This is a genomic window from Arthrobacter sp. 05T45, assembly GCF_056395875.1.
The window spans coordinates 255,799-278,999 of sequence record NZ_JBFTKI010000003.1 but is presented as its reverse complement, the minus strand read 5'-3'; the positions used below and the strand labels follow the sequence as shown (position 1 = coordinate 278,999).

Annotated in this window: 22 protein-coding genes; 10 read left to right on the top strand and 12 right to left on the bottom strand. The window is 70.2% G+C overall.

The features are described 5' to 3' along the window. Positions 1 to 86 precede the first annotated feature (86 nt). Positions 87 to 1,106 carry a PHP domain-containing protein gene (locus AC1DGD_RS05835; RefSeq protein ID WP_476856188.1) on the top strand — a complete coding sequence of 340 codons (1,020 nt, stop codon included), beginning with the start codon at positions 87 to 89 and terminating at the stop codon, positions 1,104 to 1,106. A 102-nt stretch (positions 1,107 to 1,208) separates the two neighbouring features. On the opposite strand, the gene AC1DGD_RS05830 is transcribed toward AC1DGD_RS05835, so the two are convergent. Next, a complete protein-coding gene (locus AC1DGD_RS05830) occupies positions 1,209 to 1,754 on the bottom strand; it encodes a methyltransferase family protein (protein WP_476856187.1) in 546 nt (181 codons plus the stop codon). A 143-nt stretch (positions 1,755 to 1,897) separates the two neighbouring features. After that, on the bottom strand, positions 1,898 to 2,500 hold the full coding sequence (locus tag AC1DGD_RS05825; RefSeq protein WP_476856186.1) for a LysE/ArgO family amino acid transporter: 603 nt from the start codon (positions 2,498 to 2,500) through the stop codon (positions 1,898 to 1,900). 68 nt (positions 2,501 to 2,568) lie between these two features. Between AC1DGD_RS05825 and AC1DGD_RS05820 the strand changes: the two genes are divergently transcribed. The 5 genes from AC1DGD_RS05820 to AC1DGD_RS05800 all read left to right on the top strand — a co-directional run bounded on the left by AC1DGD_RS05820 (position 2,569) and on the right by AC1DGD_RS05800 (position 7,581). Then, a complete protein-coding gene (locus AC1DGD_RS05820; protein WP_476856185.1) occupies positions 2,569 to 3,450 on the top strand; it encodes an ArgP/LysG family DNA-binding transcriptional regulator in 882 nt (293 codons plus the stop codon). A gap of 86 nt (positions 3,451 to 3,536) precedes the next feature. Continuing rightward, positions 3,537 to 4,517, top strand: a complete 981-nt coding sequence (locus AC1DGD_RS05815; protein ID WP_223914598.1) for a DMT family transporter — start codon at positions 3,537 to 3,539, stop codon at positions 4,515 to 4,517. A 9-nt stretch (positions 4,518 to 4,526) separates the two neighbouring features. Beyond that, entirely contained in the window at positions 4,527 to 4,970 is a 444-nt protein-coding gene (locus AC1DGD_RS05810; RefSeq protein WP_476856184.1) for a metallopeptidase family protein, read from the top strand. A 10-nt stretch (positions 4,971 to 4,980) separates the two neighbouring features. After that, entirely contained in the window at positions 4,981 to 5,901 is a 921-nt protein-coding gene (locus tag AC1DGD_RS05805) for a cation diffusion facilitator family transporter (protein WP_476856183.1), read from the top strand. A 189-nt stretch (positions 5,902 to 6,090) separates the two neighbouring features. Further along, positions 6,091 to 7,581 carry a C40 family peptidase gene (locus tag AC1DGD_RS05800; protein ID WP_476856182.1) on the top strand — a complete coding sequence of 497 codons (1,491 nt, stop codon included), beginning with the start codon at positions 6,091 to 6,093 and terminating at the stop codon, positions 7,579 to 7,581. 9 nt (positions 7,582 to 7,590) lie between these two features. On the opposite strand, the gene AC1DGD_RS05795 is transcribed toward AC1DGD_RS05800, so the two are convergent. From AC1DGD_RS05795 to AC1DGD_RS05770, 6 genes are all read right to left on the bottom strand, one after another. Continuing rightward, a complete protein-coding gene (locus tag AC1DGD_RS05795; protein WP_263407444.1) occupies positions 7,591 to 8,403 on the bottom strand; it encodes an ABC transporter permease in 813 nt (270 codons plus the stop codon). Between the two features lie 124 nt (positions 8,404 to 8,527). After that, positions 8,528 to 9,568: an ABC transporter ATP-binding protein gene (locus tag AC1DGD_RS05790; RefSeq protein WP_476856181.1), complete on the bottom strand. Its 1,041-nt coding sequence runs from the start codon at positions 9,566 to 9,568 to the stop codon at positions 8,528 to 8,530. Between the two features lie 58 nt (positions 9,569 to 9,626). Further along, on the bottom strand, positions 9,627 to 10,715 hold the full coding sequence (locus tag AC1DGD_RS05785) for a LolA family protein (protein WP_476856180.1): 1,089 nt from the start codon (positions 10,713 to 10,715) through the stop codon (positions 9,627 to 9,629). 109 nt (positions 10,716 to 10,824) lie between these two features. Further along, on the bottom strand, positions 10,825 to 11,616 hold the full coding sequence (locus AC1DGD_RS05780) for a hypothetical protein (protein WP_476856179.1): 792 nt from the start codon (positions 11,614 to 11,616) through the stop codon (positions 10,825 to 10,827). 92 nt (positions 11,617 to 11,708) lie between these two features. Then, positions 11,709 to 14,441 carry a PEP/pyruvate-binding domain-containing protein gene (locus tag AC1DGD_RS05775; RefSeq protein WP_476856178.1) on the bottom strand — a complete coding sequence of 911 codons (2,733 nt, stop codon included), beginning with the start codon at positions 14,439 to 14,441 and terminating at the stop codon, positions 11,709 to 11,711. 37 nt (positions 14,442 to 14,478) lie between these two features. After that, positions 14,479 to 15,516, bottom strand: a complete 1,038-nt coding sequence (locus tag AC1DGD_RS05770) for a universal stress protein (protein WP_230009431.1) — start codon at positions 15,514 to 15,516, stop codon at positions 14,479 to 14,481. Positions 15,517 to 15,988: 472 nt separating this feature from the next. On the opposite strand from AC1DGD_RS05770, the gene AC1DGD_RS05765 reads away from it, so the two are divergent. Next, positions 15,989 to 16,618 carry an NAD(P)/FAD-dependent oxidoreductase gene (locus AC1DGD_RS05765; protein WP_043436212.1) on the top strand — a complete coding sequence of 210 codons (630 nt, stop codon included), beginning with the start codon at positions 15,989 to 15,991 and terminating at the stop codon, positions 16,616 to 16,618. Positions 16,619 to 16,658: 40 nt separating this feature from the next. On the opposite strand, the gene AC1DGD_RS05760 is transcribed toward AC1DGD_RS05765, so the two are convergent. Next, positions 16,659 to 17,252, bottom strand: a complete 594-nt coding sequence (locus tag AC1DGD_RS05760) for a copper resistance CopC family protein (RefSeq protein ID WP_476856177.1) — start codon at positions 17,250 to 17,252, stop codon at positions 16,659 to 16,661. Between the two features lie 121 nt (positions 17,253 to 17,373). Here AC1DGD_RS05760 and AC1DGD_RS05755 point away from each other — a divergent pair, with 121 nt between their 5' ends. Further along, on the top strand, positions 17,374 to 18,816 hold the full coding sequence (locus AC1DGD_RS05755) for an NCS2 family permease (protein ID WP_223915341.1): 1,443 nt from the start codon (positions 17,374 to 17,376) through the stop codon (positions 18,814 to 18,816). Positions 18,817 to 18,975: 159 nt separating this feature from the next. Then, the gene (gene hutG / locus AC1DGD_RS05750) at positions 18,976 to 19,935 is read left to right on the top strand and encodes a formimidoylglutamase (RefSeq protein ID WP_476849831.1); all 960 of its coding nucleotides are present in this window, start codon (positions 18,976 to 18,978) and stop codon (positions 19,933 to 19,935) included. On the opposite strand, the gene AC1DGD_RS05745 is transcribed toward hutG, so the two are convergent. Beyond that, complete coding sequence (locus tag AC1DGD_RS05745; RefSeq protein ID WP_476856176.1) at positions 19,916 to 20,536, bottom strand: TetR/AcrR family transcriptional regulator; 621 nt, start codon at positions 20,534 to 20,536, stop codon at positions 19,916 to 19,918. The two genes, hutG and AC1DGD_RS05745, sit on opposite strands and share 20 nt — an antisense overlap. 70 nt (positions 20,537 to 20,606) lie before the next feature. Between AC1DGD_RS05745 and AC1DGD_RS05740 the strand changes: the two genes are divergently transcribed. Continuing rightward, positions 20,607 to 21,131 (top strand): cupin domain-containing protein, encoded by a 525-nt coding sequence (locus AC1DGD_RS05740; protein ID WP_476856175.1) that lies wholly within the window; start codon positions 20,607 to 20,609, stop codon positions 21,129 to 21,131. An 86-nt stretch (positions 21,132 to 21,217) separates the two neighbouring features. On the opposite strand, the gene AC1DGD_RS05735 is transcribed toward AC1DGD_RS05740, so the two are convergent. Together AC1DGD_RS05735 and hutH are read right to left on the bottom strand one after the other, a co-directional pair. Further along, positions 21,218 to 21,454: a hypothetical protein gene (locus tag AC1DGD_RS05735; RefSeq protein ID WP_018774814.1), complete on the bottom strand. Its 237-nt coding sequence runs from the start codon at positions 21,452 to 21,454 to the stop codon at positions 21,218 to 21,220. Between the two features lie 152 nt (positions 21,455 to 21,606). Further along, positions 21,607 to 23,199 (bottom strand): histidine ammonia-lyase, encoded by a 1,593-nt coding sequence (gene hutH, locus AC1DGD_RS05730; RefSeq protein WP_476856174.1) that lies wholly within the window; start codon positions 23,197 to 23,199, stop codon positions 21,607 to 21,609. Between the last annotated feature and the right edge of the window lie 2 nt (positions 23,200 to 23,201).

Below are 23,201 nucleotides of genomic sequence, written 5' to 3'. Positions count from 1 at the left end.
ATTATCCAAAATCGGTCCTTCCCGCCGATACAAAGCCGGGCCAAGATTAGGGGCGGGGCCGGGCAGAGTGGGTGCAAGATGGACTGATGAATGCCGTTGATGCCCTCAATGAGATTGCGTTCTGGCTCGAACGCGGGCTCGCCCCCACCTTCAAGATCCAGGCGTTCCGCAAGGCAGCCGGGATTATCGGCGCCCTGGACCCGCAGGAGGTCGCAGCGCGGGCACGCAACGGCCGGCTCAAGAGCATGAAGGGGATCGGCGACAGAACGTTCGAGGTCATCCGGCAGGCGGTCGACGGCGGCGTGCCCGACTATCTTGAGGATCTGCGCCAACGCGGGCAGCAACCCCTCGCGACCGGCGGCGCCGAACTGCGCTCGGCCCTCCGCGGGGACCTGCACAGCCACAGCGACTGGTCCGACGGCGGATCCCCGATCGGACTCATGGCCGACGCCGCCCGGACACTGGGCCGGGATTACCTCGCCCTGACGGACCACTCCCCCAACCTCAAGATCGCCAACGGCCTGAGCGCCGAACGCCTTCGGGAACAGCTGGACATTGTTGCGGACATCAACGCGGACGGCGGGGACTTCCGCCTCCTGGCCGGGATCGAGGTGGACATCCTGGAGGACGGCACCCTGGACCAGACCCCGGAGATGCTGGACCGGCTGGACATCGTGGTGGCGAGCGTCCACTCGAAGCTCCGCTCCGACCGGCGCACCATGACCGAGCGGATGCTGGGCGCCATCAATGATCCGCACACGAACGTCCTCGGCCACTGCACCGGCCGGCTGCTGCAGGGGTCGAGGGGAACCCGCCCGCAGTCCGAGTTCGACTCCGCGCGCGTGTTCGCGGCGTGCGCCGGCAATAATGTGGCCGTCGAAATCAATTCCCGCCCCGAACGGCAGGATCCGCCGGACGAGCTGATCCGGCTGGCCCTCGATGCCGGCTGTCTGTTCAGCATCGACAGCGACGCCCATGCGCCGGGCCAGCTGGATTTCCTGCAGTACGGTGCCGAGCGCGCGGCCTCGAACGGGGTACCCGCCGAGCGGATCGTCACCACCTGGCCGCTGGATCGGCTGCTGGAGTGGGCCGGAAACGGCAAATAGCGGCCGGACAGCTGCCTTGGGCCAGGCCCCAGGGCTACCCGGGCCCGCCAATGCCCAGCCCGCGGATGCCCAGCCGCCCAATGCCCTGCTGCCCGCCGACGCTTAGGGCCGGGACGGCTCCGGCCCTACGGGCCGCCACGGCGTGGGCCTGGGCAGCCAGCGCGGGACATTGCTGCGGTACTCCTCGTACGCCGCACCGAACTTCCGGGCCAGTGTGGGCTCCTCGTACTGCCGGACGAAAGCCACCACCGGGATGGCACCGATGCCCAGAGCCAGGAAGAGCCTCGGCTGGCCCAGCAGGAGCCCCTGCCCCGCGACGGCCGCGGCAATGGACACGTACATCGGATTCCGCACGTACCGGTAAAGGCCGCCGACCACCAGTTGCCTGGGCGGGGCAAATGGCGCGGGGGTCCCGATGCCCTCGACGGCGAAATGCACAAAGGAGTTCGCGATGACGGCAGCGCCCGCACCGATCATCATGGCGCCCACGATCTGCGCGGGCACCCCGCCGGGGACCGGGGACTCCACTTTCCAGCGGGTCAGCAGCCACGGCACCACGCCGGCGGCGGTTGCGGGGGCGACCGCGAAGACGGCTGTGCCGATTGCTGCACGCCGTCGTTCGCTGGCCGAAGCTGGGGATGCTGTCATACCAGCAATCGTGACCCCGCCACGTTGAACGGACAAGGGTCCACCGCCCCCTGGGACGGGGGATCAGCCTGAGCTTTCCCGACACTTTGCGTGGGCGCGCGGTGGGCGGCGCGCGGCGGGGCGGAGCGGCGGGACGGCGCGTGTCAGGCCAGCAGCAGCACGGCAAGGGTGATCATCACGACGGCGATGCCGGCGTCGAGCACGCGCCAGGCCGTCCGGCGCCGGAACAGGGACGTCAGGAACCGTGCCCCCGCGCCGAGGGCGGTGAACCAGGCAATGCTTCCCAGGCCGGCCCCGGCGGCGAACCACCAGCGCCCGGCTTCGCCCTGGGCGGCAGCGAGGGACCCGAGCAGCAGCACCGTGTCCAGGTAGACGTGCGGGTTCAGCCAGGTGAAGGCCAGGCAGGTGCCAAGGACGGCGGCCCGGCCGGCAGCGGGCTTGTTGCCGGGATCCTCCATCTGCTCCCCGCGGACCGCGCGCCGGGCCGCGAGCGCCCCGTAGGCAAGGAGGAACGCCGCCCCGGCCCACCGGATCACGACGAGGGCAGCGGGCGCCCGGTCCAGGAGGATGCCGATGCCCGCGACGCCCAACAGGATCAGCACGAGGTCCGAGACCGCGCAGACTGCCACCACCATGACGACGTGCGAGCGCTGGATGCCCTGCCGGAGGACAAAAGCGTTCTGCGCGCCGATGGCAACGATGAGGGACAGGCCGGCGGAGAGACCGGAAAACAGGGGAAGGATCACCACTCCACGGTAGGCGCCCGCCAAAGATGAAACCAGTTAAAGATTCTGCTGACACGTAAGATGGGCTAATGATGGAGATCACCCCCGAACAGGCCCGGACGCTGGCCGCGATTCTGACGCACGGGAGCTTCGACGCCGCGGCCGCGCACCTGTCCGTGACGCCCTCGGCGATCAGCCAGCGGGTCCGGGCCCTCGAGACCGCCGTCGGCCGGCCGGTCCTGAGCCGGGCGCGGCCGCCCGGACTCACGGAGTCCGGCGAGGCCGTGGTGCGATTCGCCCGGCAGCTGGAAATGCTCTCTGCGGACCTGGCCGAGGAACTGCAGCCGGAGCACCCCCGCGGAGGGACGCGCCTGACGCTGGTGATCAACAGCGATTCCTTGCACACCTGGGCGTTGGCCGGCCTCGCGGCGGCCAGTGACAACGTCCAGCTCGAGATCCTGCGAGAAGACCAGGAGCACTCGTTGGATCTGCTGCGCGCCGGAGCCGCCGCGGCCGCCATCACGGAAACAGCCCAGCCCATGCCCGGCTGCTCATCGAGCAAGCTGGGGACCATGCGCTATTTGCCGGTGTGCGCTCCGGACTTCGCCCGCCGCTGGTTTGGGGCGGGTGCGACCGGCGCGACGCTCGCCGCGGCTCCCGTTGTGGTCTTCGACCGCAAGGACGACCTGCAGGACCGCTGGCTGCGCCGGGTCAGCCGGGCCTCCCTGCAGCCGCCGCGCCACTATGTCCCGGCCGCCCAGGAGTTTGGCGATGCCATCCGCTGGGGCATGGGCTGGGGCATGATGCCCGAAATCGAAATCGGCGAGGACCTGCTGGCCGGCAGGCTCGAGGCCCTCGCCCCGCGAGCGCACGTGGACGTTGCCCTCTACTGGCAGCAGTGGCGGCGCGGCTCGGCGGCGCTGAACGACGTCGCGGCCGCTGTCCGTACGGCGGCGCGCGTCCTGCGCTGAGGCCATTCGGGATGTTGGCAGGATCTCGACTAGACGTGACCGATTCCCGCCAGCCGGGAGGATGCAGGAACGGCTACATTGGCAGCATGGCAACAACCGCCGCATCCGGCCCCACTCCGTCCGCAGGCCCCCACGAAGGGTCTCCGCACGCTGCCCCCGCACCCGCCCCGCAACCCGCGCCGCCCCCTCCCGGGCAGCCGGCCACGATCAGCAGGCTCGGCATTGCCGCCGTCGTCGTCACCGTGGTCCTGTGGGCCTCCGCCTTCGTGGGCATCCGGGCCGTAGGCCCGAGCTTCTCCCCTGGCTCCCTGACGCTCGGCCGGCTGGCCGTTGCCGCCGTCGTGCTGGGCCTGCTGGTGGTGCCCAAGCTCAGGGGCCTGCCCCGGGGCCGCGAGTGGTGGCCCATCCTGGCCTATGGCGTCATGTGGTTCGGAGGCTACAACGTGGCCCTGAACGCCGCCGAACACATGCTCGACGCGGGCACGGCCGCCCTGCTGATCAACGTCAACCCCATCCTGGTGGCCGTCATGGCCGGTGTGATCCTGAAGGAAGGGTTCCCGCGCTGGCTCATCATCGGCAGCCTCATCGCGTTCGGCGGCGTGGCCGTGATTGCGCTTGGTTCCGGCCAGCGGTCGACGGCGGACGTGGCCGGAGTGCTGCTCTGCCTGCTTGCGGCAGCGCTGGCCGCTGTGAGCGTGATCGTCCAAAAACCGGTGCTCCGCAAGTTCCCGGCCGCCCAGGCCACCTGGTTCGGCATCATGGTGGGCGCCCTGTGCTGCCTGCCCTTCAGCGGCCAGTTGGTCACCGAGTTGCAGGCCGCTCCCCTGCCGGCCACCCTGGGCCTGGTTTACCTGGGCATCTTCCCCACTGCGATCGCATTCACCACCTGGGCCTATGCGCTCTCGATGATTGATGCGGGACGCCTCGCGGCCACCACCTACCTGGTCCCGGGCACCACAATCCTGATCTCCTGGCTGGTCCTGGGCGAGATTCCGACCATCTGGGGCCTGGTGGGCGGCGCGATCTGCCTTGTGGGCGTGGGGCTGACCCGGCGCCGGTCCCGCTAGAGTTTGCCTATGCCCTCCTCCCTCCCGCCCGGCCTGCCGATCGTTCCGAACGGCGGGGACGGTGGTGACGGCCCGGACGACGGCCCCTTCCCGATGTCCGAGGCCGATTTCGAGGCCGCAGTGAGTGATGCCCTCGACCGGATCCCGACGGATCTGGCAAAGACCATGAGCAATGTCGCGATCTTCATCGAGGACGACTACACCCCGCAGCCCGGGGAGGATCCGGACACCGTGCTGCTCGGGCTCTACGAGGGGGTTCCCCTGACCGAGCGGGACTCCTGGTGGGACGCCGGCTCACTGCCGGACCGGATCACCATCTTCCGCCAACCCATCCTGGACATCTGCGCCTCCCGGGAGGACGTGATCGAGGAAGTCACCGTCACCGTGGTGCACGAGATCGCCCACCACTTCGGCATCAGCGACGCGCGCCTGCACGAGCTCGGCTGGGGATAGCCTTGTAGGCATGGGACACGACCACAGCCACACGCACGGCGTTACCGCCACAGGCAAGCACCGCAAGCGCCTGGTCGCCGTCCTGGCCATCACGCTCGCCGTGGTGCTCGTGCAGACGATCGGTGCGGTGGTCTCCGGATCCCTGGCCCTGCTCGCCGATGCCGGACACATGCTCTCGGACGCCGCCGGCGTCTTCATCGCCCTGCTGGCCGCATGGATCGCCACCCGGCCCGCCAGCGACCTGCGCACTTACGGTTACCAGCGCGCCGAAGTTCTGGCGGCGCTGGCAAACGCACTGGTCCTGATCGTCATCTCGGTGGTCATCTTCACCGAGGCCATCCGCAGGCTCGGCACCACCCCCGAGGTCCACACCGACGTCATGCTCGCCGCGGCGGTCCTCGGCGCCGTCGCCAACCTGGTCTCCCTGCTGATCCTGCGCGGCGCCCAGAAGGAAAGCCTGAACGTCCGCGGCGCCTACCTCGAAGTCCTGGGGGATCTGCTGGGGTCCTTTGCCGTCATCGCGGCGGCGGTGGTCATCATGGTCACCGGGTTCCAGGCGGCCGACACCATTGCCTCGATCCTCATCGCCCTCATGATCCTGCCCCGGGCCTGGCATCTGCTGCGCGACGTCGTCGACGTGCTCCTCGAGGCCACGCCCAAGGGCGTGGACGTTCAGATGATCAGGGACCACATCCTTGCGGTGGACGGCGTGGTATCCGTCCACGACATCCACATCTGGACCATTACCTCCGGTGTCCCCGTCTTCTCCGCCCACGTGGTGGTGGAAGACGCAGCGCTCGGCGCCAAAGGCGCCGACCGGGTTCTGGACAAACTCACCAGCTGCCTTGGCTCCCATTTCGACACCGAACACTGCACGTTCCAGCTCGAGCCCACCACGCATTCAGAGCACGAGGCCCACCAGCACGCCTGACCGTCGGCAGGACACACCCGTCACGGACGTGGCCAAATGACACTCGTGTTGTTTATGTTATTCATGTGACTCATGTTGCCAAAGTAGCCTTTGGCACGTAGCCTCATGCCTGCTGGGTGATCCGCAGAGGGCTTTCACGCGCCAATCCGACCTCGCTCACTCCAGCCTGAGACTTCAGCGAGGTTGCCCATGAGTTGGATCCGATCCGGCCGCAAGACGGCTGTGCTCTGCACCGCCGTCGTCCTCCTCGGAACGCTCGCGCTCCCGGCCCAGGCCGCGCCGCTGATTTCTTCGCAGATTTCTCTGCAGGGGCGCCCGCCGCTGGAGACTGCCGGCCGGGTTCCGGCGTCGCCGGAGATCCCCTCACCGGAAGAGATCGCTGCCGCCAAGTCCAGTGCAAGCTCGACGGCGGCAGAGGTCACCAGGATCGACGGGCTTCTGGCCGACGCGTCGGCCGGCCAGGAAACCAGCCTCGCCGCATCCCTGCAAGCAAACAACGCGTACGGCGAGGCCCTCGTGGAGCTGGCCACACGCCGTGACGCGGCGGCTGTGGCGGCCGCCAGGGCTGCCGCCGCCGGGGCAGAACAGGCCAAAACCCGCAAACAGCTGGGCCAGCTGGCCGGTGACCTGTACCGCAACGGCGGGCTGAACCCGGCCCTCAGCAGCTTTGTCAGCGGCTCCGGGCGGGCCCTGGAGGATGCAGCCACGCTGGAGGCTGTAACGGCCGGACGCGCGCGGGCCTTCGAGTCCGCGGAAAACGCGGCCACGGCCGCGCAGTCCCTGACCGAAGCCGCAGCGGACGCCAACCGCGCCGCCGACGAGGCCGCCGCGACTGCCGCGGACCGCAAGGCCGACGCCGGCCGCGCCGACGCCGCCCAGCGCCAGGTCGTGGCCGATGCCAAAGCGCAGCGCAGCGCGCTCGTGGACCAGCTGGCAAGCCTGAGAAACACCACCGCGGCGCTGGAATCGGCCCGGGTGGACGCCCTCGACCGCCAGCGCCAGCAGGCTCGGCTCGCAGCACTGACCGCGGCGGCAGGCCCAGCGCCGCAGCCTGGCACGGGTTCACAGCCGGCACCGGCAGCACCGGGACGGGACGATTCAGCCGCAGGACAGCCAGCCGCTCCGGCTCCCGCCGACGTGCCGGCCCCCGCTGCAGCGCCCGCACCCGCGCCCGCACCCGCACCGGCCTCCGCTCCGGCTCCGGCGTCCGCGCCGGATCCCGCACCGGTACCTGCTCCGGTCCCCGCACCGATTCCTGCCCCGGTCCCGGCGCCAGTACCCGTTCCGGTTCCGGCGCCGATTTCCGGCGGGTCAAACCAGACCGCGATTTCGGTGGCGCTCGGCAAGACCGGATCGCCGTTCTTCTACCAGTACGGCGGAACCGGGAGCTATGGGTTTGACTGCTCGGGCCTGGTGCAGAATGCGTTCGCCGCGGCAGGGAAGTACCTGCCCCGCACGGCCTCCCAGCAGTTCGCCCAGGCCCCCGTCCATGTCCCGCTCTCCCAGGCGCGTCCGGGCGATCTGTTCGTCTGGGGTTCGGCCCCGGGCTTCTACCACGTGGCCATCTACCTCGGCGGCGGCCGCGTGGTCCAGGCGCTGAACCCCGACGCCGGCATTACCGTGACCGATGTTGCCGCCATGTCCGGGATGCAGCTGTACGGCTACGCGGCCCGTTACTGAGACTGGCGGCTAGGAGAGCACGTCCTTGGTGATGAACCTGCCGTAGGCCAGCGCGCCGAACACGGCGACGTAACCGCCCTGGAGCAGGGCATTGGCGGCAAAGGAATCCCAGGAAACCGGCTGCCGGAGCAGATCGCCAAAGTCCAGCCAGTAGTGGCTGAAAAGCCAGGGATGCAGCCACTCGAGTTGCGGCAGCGCGTCCAGGACCTGCGCGACGACAGAGAGCACCACGGTGGCCGCCATGGCCCCCACCGGAACATCGGTCAGGGTGGAGATGAACAGCCCGATCGCCGACAACCCCAGCAGCGAAACCGCCAGATAGGCGGCGATCAGCAGGAGCCGGACCAGGGCCTCGCCGGTGCCGATCGTGTCGCCGGAGAGCAGGGTCACCGGCCCCACGGGGAAGAGCGCCGCGCCGATTCCGGCCCCGGTCAGGGCCACCACGAGCGGGGCAACGATCACGAACACGGCCGCCCCGGCATATTTGACGATCAGCAGGCGGATCCGCCCGGCGGGAGCCACCAGCAGGTACCTCAGGGTCCCCTGTCCGGCCTCTCCGGCGATCGTGTCTCCGGCCACGACGCCGACGGTAAGGGGCAGGAACAGCGGAACTGAGACCACCATTGCCGTGACGCCCACGAACAGGCCGTTCTGGGCGATCCGGTCCAGGAAGGCCGGCCCGCGGCCTGCCGGCACGGCCGAGGAGACCCGCACCGCCACCGCGATCAGGATCGGGATGGCCGCCAGCGCGCACAACATGGCCCACGTCCTGCGGCGGCGGAACAGCACCCCGAGCTCGGACGCCAGCAGGTCACCGGTCAGGGACCCGCGCCGGACCGGCGCAGCGCCCGCCCCGCCGTCCCCGCCAGCGCCTGCGGCCGCTTCGCTGGGGCCCGGCGCCGGGGCAACTGACGGGCCGGCTGCCGGATCGCCCGCGGATGAGTTGTTACTGGACAACGTCGAACCCCTCCCCCGTCAATGCCACAAACCGGTCCTCAAGGCTGGCCTGTTCGGTCGCGAAGCCGCGGACCCGGACCCCCGCCGCCACGAGGGCCGCCACCACGGCCTCCGGCTGCACGGCCGCCCGCTCCACGGACCGGGACGATCCTCCGTCTTCCCTGGCAGCCGGAGCCCCAGGCAGTGAGGCGAACAGGGCCGCGTCGGTCCCGGGGCCGGCGCCACCGGGAGTACGGCCGTCGGTGCCCAGGGTCGCGGTCAGGCCGAGGCCGGCCAGCACCTGCGCCGCAGTGCCCGGATCCGGGGTCAACACGCGAATCCTTGCCTGGCCGGCCCCGCGCAGTTCCGTCAGGGTTCCCTGCGCCACAAGCCGGCCAGCGCTCATGATGGCCGCATGGGTGCAGATCTGCTCGACCTCGGCCAGCAGGTGGCTGGAGACGAACACCGTGGCGCCGTCGGCCGCGAGCGATCGCACCAGGCTCCGCACCTCACGGGTGCCCTGCGGATCCAGCCCGTTGGTGGGCTCGTCCAGCACCAGCAGTTCCCGCGGGGCGAGCAGGGCGTTGGCGATCCCCAGCCGCTGCTTCATCCCCAGCGAATAGGCCCGGACCAGCTTGTCCGCGGCGTGCGTCAAACCCACCCGTTCCAGGGCTGACTGGACGCGGGCACGCCGAGTGGCGCCCGAACCATAGGGGTCCGCGGCGTCCATGCGGCGCAGATTCGCGGCGCCGGAGAGGAAAGGGTAGAACGCCGGTCCTTCCACCAGCGCCCCGACCCGGGGCAGCACGTCATTGAGTTTGCCGGGCATCTCCTCGCCCAGCACGCGCATGGAACCTCCGGTGGCCGTGGCCAGGCCGAGCAGGAGCCTGATGGTGGTGGTCTTCCCCGAACCGTTCGGGCCCAGGAAACCAAAGACCGCGCCTTTCGGCACGGCCAGGTCGACGCCGTCGACAGCCATCTGCTGGCCGAACCGTTTGGTCAGGCCCGTGGTCTCAATGCTCAGCTCGGCCGCCGGCCCGGCGGCGCTCACGCGGCCGTCACCGGATGGTCAGGGAGCAACCGTCGGCCACCGGATACCGCACCGGACATCACTTCTGTGCGGCAGCGGCCTGGAGCCGCTCCAGTGGCACGGAGCCGGCGACGACCCGGCCGTCGTCGAGCACCAACACGTTCACCAGCGCGGTGGACAAGAGCCGGCCGCCCTGGACCGGGACGGTGGCCTGTTCGAGCAGGGCCGTGGCGTCCGACGCCGGGCCGGCCGTTCCCGCCGGGAACTCAACAACCGAGTCCCAGCCAGAGCCGGTGACGGCCGGCTTGCCGGCGCGGTCCTTGGCCGCCGGCGCTGTGGCGTTCCCGGCGTCGTTTCCGTGTTTGTGCTCCTTTACCGGAATCTCCTCGACCGTGGCGCCCGGCGGCGGGGTGAACGTGAAGACCGACGCGTCGGGGGCCCCGAGGGTCAGGCTGGTGTAGGCGACGCGGAAGGCGGGATCCGACTGTCCGCGCGCCTTCACCTCGACGCCCAGCGGCAGCCCGGTCTGGCCGTCAACGGCTACTGCGATGGACCCGACCAGCGTCGCATCGGACTTTGGTGTCAGCACCAGGTTGTAGGCGGGCCGGCCGGCTACCTGGACATCGGCGCCCACCGCCACGTCGGTGCCCGGTTCGATCTTGGCCAGAAGCATCACGGCGAGCTGGTCGGGGGTGGCGGTGACGTCGGCGCCGGCGCTGTGACGGCCTGTGTCACCGGCGTCGTCGGCCGGGAGCTGGGCATGGGCGGCCGTGTTGTCCTTGGAGTTGTAGAACCACACGTCGTTGCCGTGGCGGATGGCGTTGCGTTCGGCCAGCCGGTCCATCACCTGGACGCGGGCGTTGTCCGGGCCGTCGCGATAAACCCGCGCGTTGTGCGGCCCCGTCAGCAGTTCGAGCCATGCCGTCCCTGACGCGTCCGGGCCGGCACCGGTCTTGGGCAGCTCAGGAAGCCCGAGCGCAGAGGACTGTTCCAGGGTTCCGGAGAGAGCGGGCTGGCGGTGCTGGGCAATCAACTGCAGCACCTGCTCCGGCGTCTTGGGCGGCAGGGGATCCCCGGCGCTGGCGGGCAGGGATCCGGCCAGCGCGCCGGCGGCAATAACGGCAGGAACGGCGGCAGCGGGCAGCCAGCGCAGCCACGTGCGCGTCATCGTGACCGCGCTCCGGAAAGAGATGTTCCAACTATCCGCGCCTGGGGAATGCGCGCTTCAGTGCAGCTCATAGGTCAACAGTACGCCTGGCCCCGGCGGCCCGGTTATCCTACTTCAGCACATTAATGGTCAGTTCCACGGCGCCCAGCAGGAACGCGAGCACGGAGGTGCCCAGGCCCGCCACGAGCAGCAGGCCGGGATGGGCCAGGCCCACCACCACCCGCCTCAGCCGCGGCCTGTCCCGCAGGAACTTCTTGGGCACGGCGCCCGGTTCCGGCGTTTGTTTCCAGCCCCGGAGCCGCCGCAGGAACCAGGCGCAGCGAATGATGAAGGCCAGCCACAGTACTGAGACCACCAGCGGGATCGCGGCCAGCAGGAGGTTGAAGCCCACCGCGGTCACCTCGCGTTCGGACGCCCCGACGAGTGACTGGAGGGTGGTTGAGATCGAGGCGCTCATGACCACGGACACGCCCCACACGAGGAAGGCGGCGATCAGGGCCAGGAAGCGGACGAAGAAGTGGCCCAGGACGGAGTCCCGGCGCGGCTTCAGGTAGCGGCGCGGGGTGGCGTGCAGAAGGGCGATGCTTGCCAGCAGAGTCGGCAGGGCGGCGAGGCCAACCAGCACGTACCAGGACCAGCCGGCCAGATCCAGGAACTCGTCGGCCACGATCAGCACCGCCCAGAACCCGGCCCACGCCCAGCCGGCCGTGAGCGGACGCCCCACGAACCACTCCGGTAGCCACGCGTCCGGGTCCGCGGGCGCGGGGGGCGCGTCAGTCGCGGGCGCGGGGGCTCCGGGCGCGGGGCTGCCGGGCGGCCGGGGGTCAGGCGCCGGTATGCCCGCCGCGGGAACTCCGGCGCTCCCGGGCTCCCGGCCCTCGGAGCCGCGCACTTCGCTCATGGCCCCACTGTAGCGAGCCGGCCGACACCATGGTGCGGAGCCCGCCGCCGCGGGCGGCCCGGCACGAATTGGCCGGCGTCAGAGTGACGGGGTCAGGGTGCCGGCGACGTTGACGGCGTCACGGTGCCGGCGGCGCCGTCGACTGTAATGCTGTGGCCCGTGGCGATCCTCGACGTCGCGTCGGGGACCCCCACCACTGCGGGGATCCCGTATTCCCGGGCGACGACGGCGCCGTGGGAGTTGGGGCCGCCCATTTCCATCACGAGGCCGCCGGCCGTCAGGAACAACGGCGTCCAGCCCGGATCGGTGGACGGCGCCACGAGGATCTCGCCCGGTTCCAGGTGCGCGCCCTGGGGGTCCAGGATCACCCGGGCCCGGGCCGTGATGGTGCCGGCCGAAGCCGGCGTGCCGGAGAGCCGCCCCGCGCCGCCGTCAGAACCCGCCGGCCCCCTTCCGCCGGCAGTGGTCTGCACCGCCTCGGGCTCGGTGCCGTCCGAGAGCAGCACGCGGGGAATGTGCCGGCGGCCCAGTTCGGCCGCGTAAGCCTCCCGGCGCCGGGCCACGAGCCCCTGCAGCGCGGCGCCGCCGAGCCCCCGGTGCGCGTCAGCCAGGTCGAGGAAGAAGATATCGTCCGCCGCATCGATGGCCCCGGCCGCGGCGAGTTCGGCCCCGACGGCTGCGAGCTGCTGCCGGACGGCGCCGAGCGCTTCCACGAGGTGGTACTTGGGCAGCTCACGCAGCCCGGCGAACATCCGGGTCCGCCGCAGCGCGGCCCGCGCGAGTGCACCGCGGAGGCGGCTGCGCTGCCCCGCCGCTGCCACCAGCCGGGCCACCTGCGCCTCCGCCTCGCGGGCCGCCTTGCCGAACTGCCGGTCCGGGGCGAGCGCAGGATCATCCATGCGCAGATAGTTGGCCAGAACCCCGAGGATGTGGGTCGGGTCATCAGACCAGCGGGGCATGCCGACGTCGATCTCCGCCACGGCGCGGTGGCCGTACCGGCCCAGGAAGTCCCGCAGCCCGGATTGCACGACGCCGGGCAGGTCCGCCGCCCGGTAACGCCGGGCTATCTCGGGCAATGCGGCTTCCCCGAACACCGCCGCCGACGCCGGGTCGTTGCGGATGGCAGTAGCCAGCGACCACAGGTCCAGGTCCATTTCGGTGGTCACGTTGTTGGGCAGCCCCCGCAGGACTTCCTGCAGCGCCCCGTTCCCGGGTTTCCCGGCGAGTTTTCCGGCCACGGCCAGCAAGGCGAACCCCAGGGCGGGCAGCGGCAGGATCGCGGGAACCACGGCAAAGACATGCTGGCCAAGGATCCGCTCGACGTGCTCCAGACGCTCCGTGGCGGTGGCGCCGGCGGGCACCGCGAGTGCCGCGCGGAGCTGTTCGCCCACACGGTCTGCCCGGCGCAGTGCCGCCTCGGGCCGGATGAGGCCGCGGATCAAGGTCTCCGGGACCTTCGCCCGCGCCGCCACCGGGGCGACGTGGCGCAGGAGCCGCCACGGCCTTGTTGTGGTCACGGAGAACCGGGGATCGTCGAACAGGTTGCGCAGCACGGCCGCGGAGCGCGCCTCCATGACGTCGAATACCCGGGGGACGATTGCGCGTCCGGCCTTGCTCCGGACTACGGGCGTGAGGTCGAAGAATATGCGCTGGCCGGCTTCCGCATACGGCGCGGGCCCGTCACGGGGCACCGGCACCGGGAAATGCGCCGCCCCCGCGACCGAGGACGCAATCAGCCGGATGCCGGCGAGGCCCATCGGGGTCAGGGGCCTGGTCAGCCCCTGGGCCAGGCTGAAGCATAAATACACGCGCGGCGTCGGCCCGGAGGGACGCCGGTCCGGCATCGGATAGAGCGTGGTGATGGGCCTGGACTGCGTCAGCCACACGGCACCGTCCCGGCCGATGGCCCATTCGAGGTCCTGCGGCGAGCCGAAGTGCACCTCCGCGCGTCGGCCCAGGAGCTCCAGTGCGGCCAGTTGGGCGTCGTCCAGGCTGGGCGCCAGCCCGGCGTCCGGTTGCGCCACCCGCTCGGTGCCGCCGCCGGGCAGGGGACGAATGATGATTCCCTTGTCCCCGATTCGTCGCTCGAGGATCCGTCCCGTGGTGCCGTCGATTACGAAGTGGTCAGGGTTGACCGCCCCGGACACCACGGCCTCCCCCAGCCCCGGGCTGGCGTCGATGACGGCCTCGTGCCGCCGGCCGGTCACGGGATTGGCTGTGAACAGCACCCCGGCCACGGCCGCGTCCACCATGCGCTGGACCACCACGGCGAGGGACACCGCCGAGGGCTCGATCCCCTGCACCGCGCGGTAGGTCACCGCGCGGTCTGTCCACAGCGAGGCCCAGCACCGGCGGACGGCAGCCAGCACGGCATCCGCGCCCACCACGTTCAGGAAAGTGTCCTGCTGGCCGGCGAAGCTGGCAAACGGCAGGTCTTCGGCGGTCGCGGAGGACCGCACGGCGACCGCCGCGTCGGTGCCCAGCGCCGCGTAGGCGGCGCGCACGGCGGCGTCGATGCCGGCGGGGACATCGGCGTCGAGCACCAGCGCGCGGGCCTTCGCCGCAAGCGCAGCCAGCCCCGCCAGGTCGTCGGGGGCTGTTGCGGCGAGGGCGCGGTGCACGTCCGCCAGCGCCGGGGATGCCGTGGCGTCCAGATACGCAGTGGTGGTCAGGCAGAAGCCGGCGGGCACCGGTAGGCCGGCGCGTGCCAGTTCGCCCAGGTTCGCCGCCTTCCCGCCGACGGTGGCGAGCATGTCCGGGCCAAGGCGTTCAAGGGCCAGGACCGGCCCGCCCTCGGCAGGGTCCGGCGTCCCGGGGTGCTCCATCCGTTAGCCGTCCTTCCGACGCCGGGCCCGTCGCCTTCTAGGAGTCGCCGAGCATCGGGCCGAAGCTGGCTCTGTCCGCCAGCCGCGGGTCGTCGCGGTCCGGCACCACCATGACCGGCCCCTTGGCGTGGTGGAGGACGCCGTCGGACGTGGAGCCCAGCAGCATTCCGGTGAATCCGCCGCGCCCTCGGGTGCCGACCACCACGAGCTCCACGTGCCGGCTGGCGTCGACGAGGATGTCGACGGGCGAGCCGTCCACGAGCTGCGTCTCCACCTGCAGGGCGGGGAAGTGGCTCCGCAGCCAGGCCACGCCGGCGTCGAGCTGGACCTTGATGTCGGCGAACAGTGCGTCGCGGTCCATCGGGGTGGGCACCCATGCCAGCGAGCCGGTGTACTGCGGCACCGCGCACACCACGCGGAGCCGGGCGGAGAGCCGCTCGGCCTGCGCTGCGGCCTCCAGCACGGCGACGCGGGCCTGCTCGGAACCGTCGACACCGACGACCACGACGTTCTCCACCGGCTGGCTGCCCGACTTGGCCCGTTCGGCGAGGACGTGCTTGTCGTCTGTGGTTTCGCCCAGGCGGTCCGCGCAGATCAGCGGCACAGTCACGGTGGGGCACTTCGAGTGGGCGGGCAGCGCGCTGCTGACGGAGCCGAGCAGCCGGCCCACGAAGCCACCGCGGCCGCGGGTGCCGAAGACCAGAAGCTCCGCGGTTTCGCTGATTTCCAGCAGCACGCCGGACGCGTCCCCGTTTTCGACGGACGCGTCGACGTCGATGTTGTAGAAGGCGATCTTGTCCATGGCGTGCTTGAGGATGGCTTCGGCGCCCTCGCGGATCACGGAGTCGTCCACTGTGGCGTAGCCGCCGTCGAGCCCGGAAGCGGCGAAGATCGGAACGGAATAGGCGGTCACGATGTGCAGCGGGCGGCGGCGGCGCTCCGCCTCACGGGCCGCCCACACCAGGGCGCAGTGGCTGTGGTCCGAGCCGTCCACTCCCACGACGATTCCGCGGGGCGGCGCCGGCTCGCCACCGGTCTCCCATGCCGGGTCCGGATGCACCTGTTCACGGCCCATAGGGTCCGCCTCCTCGCGATTCTTGCCTGATGTTGCGGCTATTCTGCCAGAAGTACTGCCGCCCGGCGTCCACCGGCGAGGCGACCCGGAATCTGCGTGCAGGAACCCCTGATTTTCCTCACTATTCTCGGTTAATTGCGAACATTCAAGACGGCGGCAAGGCGCCCCCGGCCGCCCGCGGCGGAAGGATTTACGCAGAGTTAACACGCCGTTTCCTGGCCCGGAAATTCAGGCTTTTGAGGCGGTTTCCGCTGGAGCGGGAGCACGGAAACCGCCGGAATCCGGCACCACAGCCAATGTCCTACCTCCCCTATCCACGGGCGGGAATCTTAGGTATCCTTCGAGGCATTGCTGAACCGAGACTGGTGTTCCAGAAAGCAGCCGCTGGGGCTGTGGAACCAGGCACGGGTTGGCGTCCGGGGTTTCCCCCGCGACTCGCACCATTTCAAGGAGGTACCCTGCAGTGTCGAGCATGCCTTTGTACGGCGGGATTGAGCGGACCACCGCCGTAGTCATCGGGACGGGGCTCTCGGGCCTGGCTGTGGCCAGCGAGCTCCAGCGCCGGGGCGTTGCGTCCATCATTGTGGACGGGCTCGACCTCCTGGGTGCCGGCCATCCGGCCAACACCTCCTCGCTCCAGCGCTGCGACGCGGCGGACGCCGCCAGCCTGAGGGAGCGCAACGAAATCCTGCGGCACCTGCGCAACTACGCCGCAAGCCACAAGCTCGACGTGCGGAACAACATCCGGGCCCTGCAGCTGGACCTCCTGGAGGCCGGCACGGACGGCTCACCCACGGAGAAGTGGGCCGTCCAGACCCCGGGCGGCGTCCTGCTGGCCGACCACCTTGTCCTGACCCGCTGCGCCCACAGCCAGCTGCGCCGGATGCTCTCGGAACTTGGCATGGCAGCCGGGCAGAATCTCATGGCGGCGATGCATGCCCTGGGTATGTACCTCGTGGGGGTGGGCGAGCTCATTACCCCGACGCCCAAGGAAGTCCTGCGCCAGGCCAAAGTGGTGGGACAGGCAATCTCGGCCAAGGTCCACCCGAACGGGATCCCCGCACTGCTGCCCGGCGGCTTTGCCCTGGCCGCCCCCGCCTAGCAGCGCTTTGGCCGCGTTGCCGGAGTTGCATTGGCTTGTTTCAGCCTTCGGTGTCGCCGCCCTCGTCCGGTGTGAGGCGGCGTTTCGCCATCAGGCCCAGGGCCACCAGGATGCCGACCCCGACGGCGACGAAGACCATGACGCTCCAGGGAAACTGCTGCGACCCGGCCGGCGCAGGGGCAGGCGCGGGCGTGGTCCCCGGCTGGGCGGTGCCCATCGTGGGGACTGCGGCAGCCGCCGTCGTGCCTGCCGCAGCCGCCGTCGCTGTGAAGGTGAAGCTGCCCTCGATCGGGTGGCCGTCGGAACTGGCCACCCGCCAGTGCACGGTGTACTGCCCCCTAGGGGCGCCGGACTTCAGCTTCTGCGCAGCGACGTTGTCCACGATTTCCACGGAACCGTCCGACCAGTTGGCGCCGGTGGCATCATTGACCACGATCTGCGACCCCAGGGCGAGCGGATTGTGGTTGAACGTGACCGAGACCTGCTCCGGCGGTGCCGCGACGGTTGCTCCGGCAGCCGGGCTGGTGGACTCCGCGGTATCGTGCGCCGACGCCGGGCTCACTGCTCCCAGCAGGACGGCCACAAGGACGACGGCGCCCAGCAGGGCACTGCGAAGCTGGCGGATACGGCGCATGGGCAGGCTACTCCTAGTGTTGGCTTCCTTACAGACTAGGCGAAAACGCAGGGTTGGCCCTCGGGCGCCAAATAAGATATATGCAACACCCATCACTCCCGGAGGACTAATGCAAGACCTAATGCTCAAGCAGGGCTCGGCACTCGACCGGTATTTCAAAATATCCGAGCGGGGGTCGAACGTCTCGCGCGAGATCCGCGGAGGGTTCGCCACGTTCTTCGCCATGAGCTACATCGTGGTGCTGAATCCGCTGATCCTCTCCGGGCCGGACTCCTCGGGCGCCACGCTGGGCTTCCCCGCCGTCGCCGCCGTCACCGCGTTCGTGGCCGGCATCCTGACCATCCTCATGGGCGCGTGGGCCAAGCATCCCTTCGCCCTGGCCACCGGGCTCGGCGTCAACGCGTTCGTCGCCGTCACGGTGGCCACGAACCCCGGCCTGACCTGGCCGGACATGATGGGCCTGGTGATGCTCTCGGGCATCACCATGCTGATCCTGGTCCTCACGGGCTTCCGGACGGCCGTGTTCAAGGCCGTACCCGAGGGGCTGAAGACCGCGATCGTGGTGGGCATCGGCCTGTTCATCGCCCTGATCGGTCTCGTCAACGCGGGCTTCGTGCGCCGCGTCCCCGATGTCGCCGGCACCACCGTCCCGGTCGGCCTGGGCTTCGACGGCAAGCTCCTGGGCTGGCCGACGTTCGTGTTCGTCTTCGGCCTGATCCTGACCATCGCGCTGGTGGTCCGCAAGGTCAAGGGCGCCATCCTGATCGGCATCGTGGCCTCGACCATCCTGTCCGTGATCCTGGAATCCATCCTGCACATCGGGCCCAGCTTTGACGGCAAGAACCACAACCCGCAGGGCTGGTCCCTCGTGGCACCGCAGTTCTCCGAGTGGGCGGCCCCGGACCTGTCCCTGATCGGCAAGGCCAACCCCTTCGGCGCCTTTGAACACCTCGGCTTCGTCGCGGCGACCCTGCTGGCGTTCGTGATCCTGCTCAGCATCTTCTTCGATGCCATGGGCACGATGGTTGGCCTGGCCACCGAGGCCGGCACCATCGACAAGGACGGCAACATCCCCGACGTCGACCGCGTGCTGCAGGTGGACGCCCTGGGCGCGATCATCGGCGGCGGCGCCTCCGTCTCCTCGAACCAGATCTACGTCGAGTCCGGTGCCGGCATCGGCGAAGGCGCACGCACCGGCCTGGCCTCGGTCGTGACCGGCCTGCTGTTCCTCGTGGCGATGTTCTTCACCCCGCTGATCAACCTCGTGCCGTTCGAGGCCGTGGCCCCCGCCCTCGTGGTGGTCGGCTTCATGATGGTCTCCCAGGTGGGCAAGATCGACTGGCAGGACTGGGGCATCGCGATCCCGGCCTTCCTGACCTTCACCCTCATGCCGTTCACGTACTCGATCGCCAACGGCCTGGGCGCGGGCTTCATCAGCTTCGTGCTGATCCGCCTGTTCGAGGGCCGGGCCCGCGAGGTGCACCCGCTCATGTGGGCCGTGGCGTCCGCGTTCCTGCTCTTCTTCGCGATCGGCCCGATCGAGGCCGTCCTGGGGATCCACTAACGCAGCCCCGCCCGCGGTCACGCCCGCCGGGTGGGCCACGCCCCCCGGCGTGGCCCACCCGGCGCTGCTTAACCGTTGTTAAGCTCAGTTTCCGGGATTCCGGACAGTCCGACGGCGGCCCGGCTGGTTTTCCGGCCCGGGCTGCGGTGAGCTAGGGGCATGGTTTCTCCCGCGCTCCCCGTTGATGTCCCGCCCCAGCCCTGGACCGGCAGGTTCGACGGCGACGGCGACGAGCACCGGCGCTGGTGGCAGGGGGTGACCCCCTACGCTCCCGGCACGGTTCCGGCGGGTGTCCCTGCTGCGCGCCCCGCCGTCATCCTCGGCTTCGGCAGCGACGCCGGGGTGCGGCGCAACAAGGGCCGGACCGGCGCCGCGGCCGCCCCCGCCGCCATCCGGGCCGCGCTCGGCCCGCTCGCGTTCCACCTGACGCGGGCCGTGCACGACGCCGGCGACGTCACCGTGGCCGGGGACGCGCTCGAGGCAGGACAGGCACGCGCCGGGCTCGCGATCACCAGTCTGCTCGACGCCGGCGGGCTTCCCGTGGTGCTCGGCGGCGGGCACGAGACCGCCTTTGCCAGCTATCTCGGCGTGGCCGGGTCGGCGGCCGTGCGCGAGGGCCTGAGCGTCGGCGTGCTGAATCTCGATGCGCACTTCGACCTCCGCGATGAGCCGGTGCCCAGCTCCGGCACGCCCTTCCTCCAGATGGCCCGCGCCGAAGCAGCCGCCGGCCGGGAGCTGCGCTACGCCGTCGTCGGGATTTCCGAGCCGAACAACACCCGGACGCTGTTCCGGACGGCAGACGAGCTCGGCGTGGACTATCTGCTGGACGAGGACTGCTCGGCGGACGCCGCGTACGCGTTTGTGGCAGCCTTCCTGGCACAGGTGGACGCGGTGTACCTGACCATCGACCTGGACGTGCTGCCGGCCTCCGTGGCCCCCGGGGTGAGCGCTCCCGCGGCCTTTGGTGTGCCGCTGCCGGTGATCAGCGCCGTGTGCCGCCAGGTGGCCGCGAGCGGGAAGCTCCTGCATCTGGATATCGCCGAGCTGAACCCGGAGTTCGACATCGACGGCCGCACCGCCAAAGTGGCGGCCCGGCTGGTCAATACGCTGCTGGGATAGGCGGCGGCCCGGACGTCAGGGTCTGTGCGAGCAGGGCCTGGGCGGACCAACGCATCGACGCCACAGCCTGTTCCTGCGTAAGACCGCCGATGTCCGTCAGCCAGACGAGGGCCTCAATCCCGATGGCACTGCGGATGGCCAGCGCTAGCGCCCGGATTTCAGGTCCGGACAGCTTCCGCTGGAGCGGCGCGAGTGCTTCCTCAAGCCAGGCGATCGCGCGCCCCTGCCGCAGCGGCAAGTCCGACTTTCCGCGGTCACGTTCCAGGGACAGCCTGAGCATGGTCCGCTGCTGCGCCTCGGTGGAGAGGATCAGCCGTGTGAACTCCAGCACGACGGCGTCGAGCCGCTCCGCTGGATCCTCGGGGGCATCCGCCGGCAGCAGGGACTGCCGGGCCGTTTCCGGGTGGGCTGCGGCGAGCAATTCCCGCTGGCTCGGGAAGTAGCGGTAGGCCGTGCTCCGGGCAATCCCGGCCGCTGCCGCGGTGCCGTCAACGGTGGGGGCGACCCCGTCCGCGACGGCCTCGCGGGCTGCAGCCAACAGGGCCTCAAAAGTGCGGCGCTTCTGCCCCGTCCGGCCGGCGTCCTGATAGGGGGTTGACATGGATCTCATGGTACCCGAGTCTTGTCATGGGACACGCGTCCCATGTAGTCCTCGGCGAAGGGGCGATCTTATGGAAACGGCCAGCAACCCGGCAGCCATCATCCGCGCGGAAGACCAGGGCGAGCGCCGATGGTTTTTCGGCGGCGGAGTCCACACCTGGAAGGCCAGGGCGGAAGAGACCGCCGGGGCCTTCCTGCTGTTCGAGGACCAGATGTCCGGCGGGAAAATGACACCGCTGCACAGCCACCCCGATTCGGATGAAACCATGTACATCCTGGACGGCGAGATCCTCGTGCATATGGACGGGAGAGAGCACCGGATCGGCCCCGGCGGACTGGCCGTGGCCCCGCGGGGCGTTCCACACGCCTTCATGGTGGTCTCCGACTCCGCCCGGATGCTTTGCCTGCACACCCCCGGATGCTGCGAGGCCTTTTACTGGGACGCGAGCATACCCCTCTCCCCCGGCAACGATGCCGGGGACCCTGCCGGCGAATCCGTCGCGCCGGGCCTGGTTGACTTTGGCAGAGTCCAGGAGTCGGCACGTAAAAACGGCGGGATCGTGCTGCTGGGTCCGCCGCCGTTCACTGGGCACTGACAGCAGCGCGCCCACATCTGGGCCCTGGGCCCCGAAACGCAGAAAGTCCCCGCCGTGGCGGGGACTTTCTGGTGAAAACGCTCAGCCTAGCTGCGGCGGACCTGCACGCCGTCGGACTGCAGGAAAAGCTGCGTTTCGGACGGCCCCGCGGGGACCAGCCAGAGCACATTCCCGCTTACCGAGACCTCTTCGACCTCACCGGCCGCAATGACCTGTGCGTGCTTGACAATTTCGACGCGTTCGCCGACCCGAAGGCCGCTCCAGTCGGAAACCGTAGCTGCGGATGCAAGGCGCCTGGACAGTACCGTGCCGCGTGCTTTCATAGAACTTCTACCCCTTTGTATGTGTTCTTTGCCACAACTTCGTTGGTGTGGACTCTCCATTTGTACTACAGTTCCCGGGCCCCCGCCGTCCGTGTCGCCAAAGATTTCGGGGGCGCCGGGAATTGTTCAGCTGCCCTGCATTTTGTTTCTTCTCAGGCGAGATTTCCGACGGCGGATTCGGCCGCCGCCCGGACCTTGCCCGAGGCCACGAGGACATCCGCCGCTTCGAGCTCCGGTGACAGGAACCTGTCGGTGCCCGGACCGTCGACGACGTCGCGCAGCGCGGCGATCACGGCCGCGCCCGCAGGTCCCGGCGTGAGTTCGCCGCCGGAGAGCTGGGTGCGGATGTCCAGCGCCCGGGCCGAGGTCACCAGTTCGATCGCCAGGACCCGGCGCAGGTTCTCCACCGAGCGGCGGAGCTTGCGGGCCGCGTGCCAGCCCATGGAGACGTGGTCCTCCTGCATCGCCGAGCTCGGGATCGAGTCCACCGACGCCGGGACGGCCAGCCGCTTGTTGTCCGAGACCAGGCCGGCCTGCGTGTACTGGGCGATCATGAGGCCCGAGTCGACGCCGGGGTCCGAGGCCAGGAAGGCGGGCAGCCCGTGCGAGCGGGCCGGGTCCAGCATCCGGTCGGTCCGGCGCTCGGCGATGGAGCTCAGGTCCGCGACGGCGATCGCCAGGAAGTCCAGCACGTAGGCCACCGGGGCGCCGTGGAAGTTGCCGTTGGAGCTGACCCGGCCGTCGGGCAGGACCACCGGGTTGTCGATCGCGGAGGCCAGTTCGCGGGAGGCGACCAGGGCGGCATGGTCCACGGTGTCGCGGACGGCGCCGGCCACCTGGGGTGCGCAGCGCAGCGAGTAGGCGTCCTGGACCTTGGTGTCGTTGATCCGGTGCGAGGCCACGATCGGGGAGTTGGACAGCACACGGAGCATGTTGTCCGCGGCGGCGGCCTGGCCCGGGTGCGGGCGCAGCGCCGCGTGCAGCTCCGGCAGGAACACCTGGTCGGTGCCGAGCAGCGCCTCGACGCTGAGCGCGGCGGTGATGTCCGCCGTCGTAAGCAGCTGGCGGATGTCCGCGATGGCCATCAGCAGCATGCCGAGCATGCCCTCGGTGCCGTTGACGAGGGCCAGGCCCTCCTTTTCGGCCAGCGTGACGGGTTCGATGCCGTGCGCGGCGAGGAGCTCGGCGACCGGGCGGGCATCCTTGCTCCCGTACAGTGTGCCGTCGGGGCCGGTCGCCTCGCCTTCGCCCATCAGGACCAGGGCGCAGTGGGACAGCGGCGCGAGGTCGCCCGAGCAGCCAAGGGAGCCGAATTCGCGGACCACCGGGGTGATGCCGGCGTTGAGCACGTCCACCATGGTCTGCAGCACCACCGGGCGGACGCCGGTGCGGCCGGAAGCAAGGGTCTTGGCGCGCAGGAACATGATGCCGCGGACCACTTCGCGTTCCACGGCCGGGCCCATGCCGGCGGCGTGGCTGCGGATCAGGGATTTCTGCAGCTGGGTGCGCAGCTCGTTGGGGATGTGCCGGTTGGCCAGCGCCCCGAAGCCGGTGGAGATCCCGTAGGCCGGGACCTCGCTGTGGGCGAGGTCGTCGATGTGGGCACGGACCTTGGCGACGGCGTCCAGGGCGTCCTGGGCGATGGTGACGTGGGCGTCGTGGCGGGCGACGGCGACGACGTCTTCGGGGGTGACACCACTGGAGCCGAGGGTGACGGTGAGCGGTGAATGCGTGGTGATAGTCATGG

Bases quoted from the DNA above. Each gene is read 5' to 3' on its own strand.
- AC1DGD_RS05835 (WP_476856188.1), top strand. From the start codon at position 87: ATGAATGCCGTTGATGCCCTCAATGAGATTGCGTTCTGGCTCGAACGC.
- AC1DGD_RS05830 (WP_476856187.1), bottom strand. From the start codon at position 1,754: ATGACAGCATCCCCAGCTTCGGCCAGCGAACGACGGCGTGCAGCAATC.
- AC1DGD_RS05820 (WP_476856185.1), top strand. From the start codon at position 2,569: ATGATGGAGATCACCCCCGAACAGGCCCGGACGCTGGCCGCGATTCTG.
- AC1DGD_RS05815 (WP_223914598.1), top strand. From the start codon at position 3,537: ATGGCAACAACCGCCGCATCCGGCCCCACTCCGTCCGCAGGCCCCCAC.
- AC1DGD_RS05810 (WP_476856184.1), top strand. From the start codon at position 4,527: ATGCCCTCCTCCCTCCCGCCCGGCCTGCCGATCGTTCCGAACGGCGGG.
- AC1DGD_RS05805 (WP_476856183.1), top strand. From the start codon at position 4,981: ATGGGACACGACCACAGCCACACGCACGGCGTTACCGCCACAGGCAAG.
- AC1DGD_RS05800 (WP_476856182.1), top strand. From the start codon at position 6,091: ATGAGTTGGATCCGATCCGGCCGCAAGACGGCTGTGCTCTGCACCGCC.
- AC1DGD_RS05785 (WP_476856180.1), bottom strand. From the start codon at position 10,715: ATGACGCGCACGTGGCTGCGCTGGCTGCCCGCTGCCGCCGTTCCTGCC.
- AC1DGD_RS05780 (WP_476856179.1), bottom strand. From the start codon at position 11,616: ATGAGCGAAGTGCGCGGCTCCGAGGGCCGGGAGCCCGGGAGCGCCGGA.
- AC1DGD_RS05775 (WP_476856178.1), bottom strand. From the start codon at position 14,441: ATGGAGCACCCCGGGACGCCGGACCCTGCCGAGGGCGGGCCGGTCCTG.
- AC1DGD_RS05770 (WP_230009431.1), bottom strand. From the start codon at position 15,516: ATGGGCCGTGAACAGGTGCATCCGGACCCGGCATGGGAGACCGGTGGC.
- AC1DGD_RS05765 (WP_043436212.1), top strand. From the start codon at position 15,989: ATGCCTTTGTACGGCGGGATTGAGCGGACCACCGCCGTAGTCATCGGG.
- AC1DGD_RS05760 (WP_476856177.1), bottom strand. From the start codon at position 17,252: ATGCGCCGTATCCGCCAGCTTCGCAGTGCCCTGCTGGGCGCCGTCGTC.
- AC1DGD_RS05755 (WP_223915341.1), top strand. From the start codon at position 17,374: ATGCTCAAGCAGGGCTCGGCACTCGACCGGTATTTCAAAATATCCGAG.
- hutG (WP_476849831.1), top strand. From the start codon at position 18,976: ATGGTTTCTCCCGCGCTCCCCGTTGATGTCCCGCCCCAGCCCTGGACC.
- AC1DGD_RS05745 (WP_476856176.1), bottom strand. From the start codon at position 20,536: ATGTCAACCCCCTATCAGGACGCCGGCCGGACGGGGCAGAAGCGCCGC.
- AC1DGD_RS05740 (WP_476856175.1), top strand. From the start codon at position 20,607: ATGGAAACGGCCAGCAACCCGGCAGCCATCATCCGCGCGGAAGACCAG.
- AC1DGD_RS05735 (WP_018774814.1), bottom strand. From the start codon at position 21,454: ATGAAAGCACGCGGCACGGTACTGTCCAGGCGCCTTGCATCCGCAGCT.
- hutH (WP_476856174.1), bottom strand. From the start codon at position 23,199: ATGACTATCACCACGCATTCACCGCTCACCGTCACCCTCGGCTCCAGT.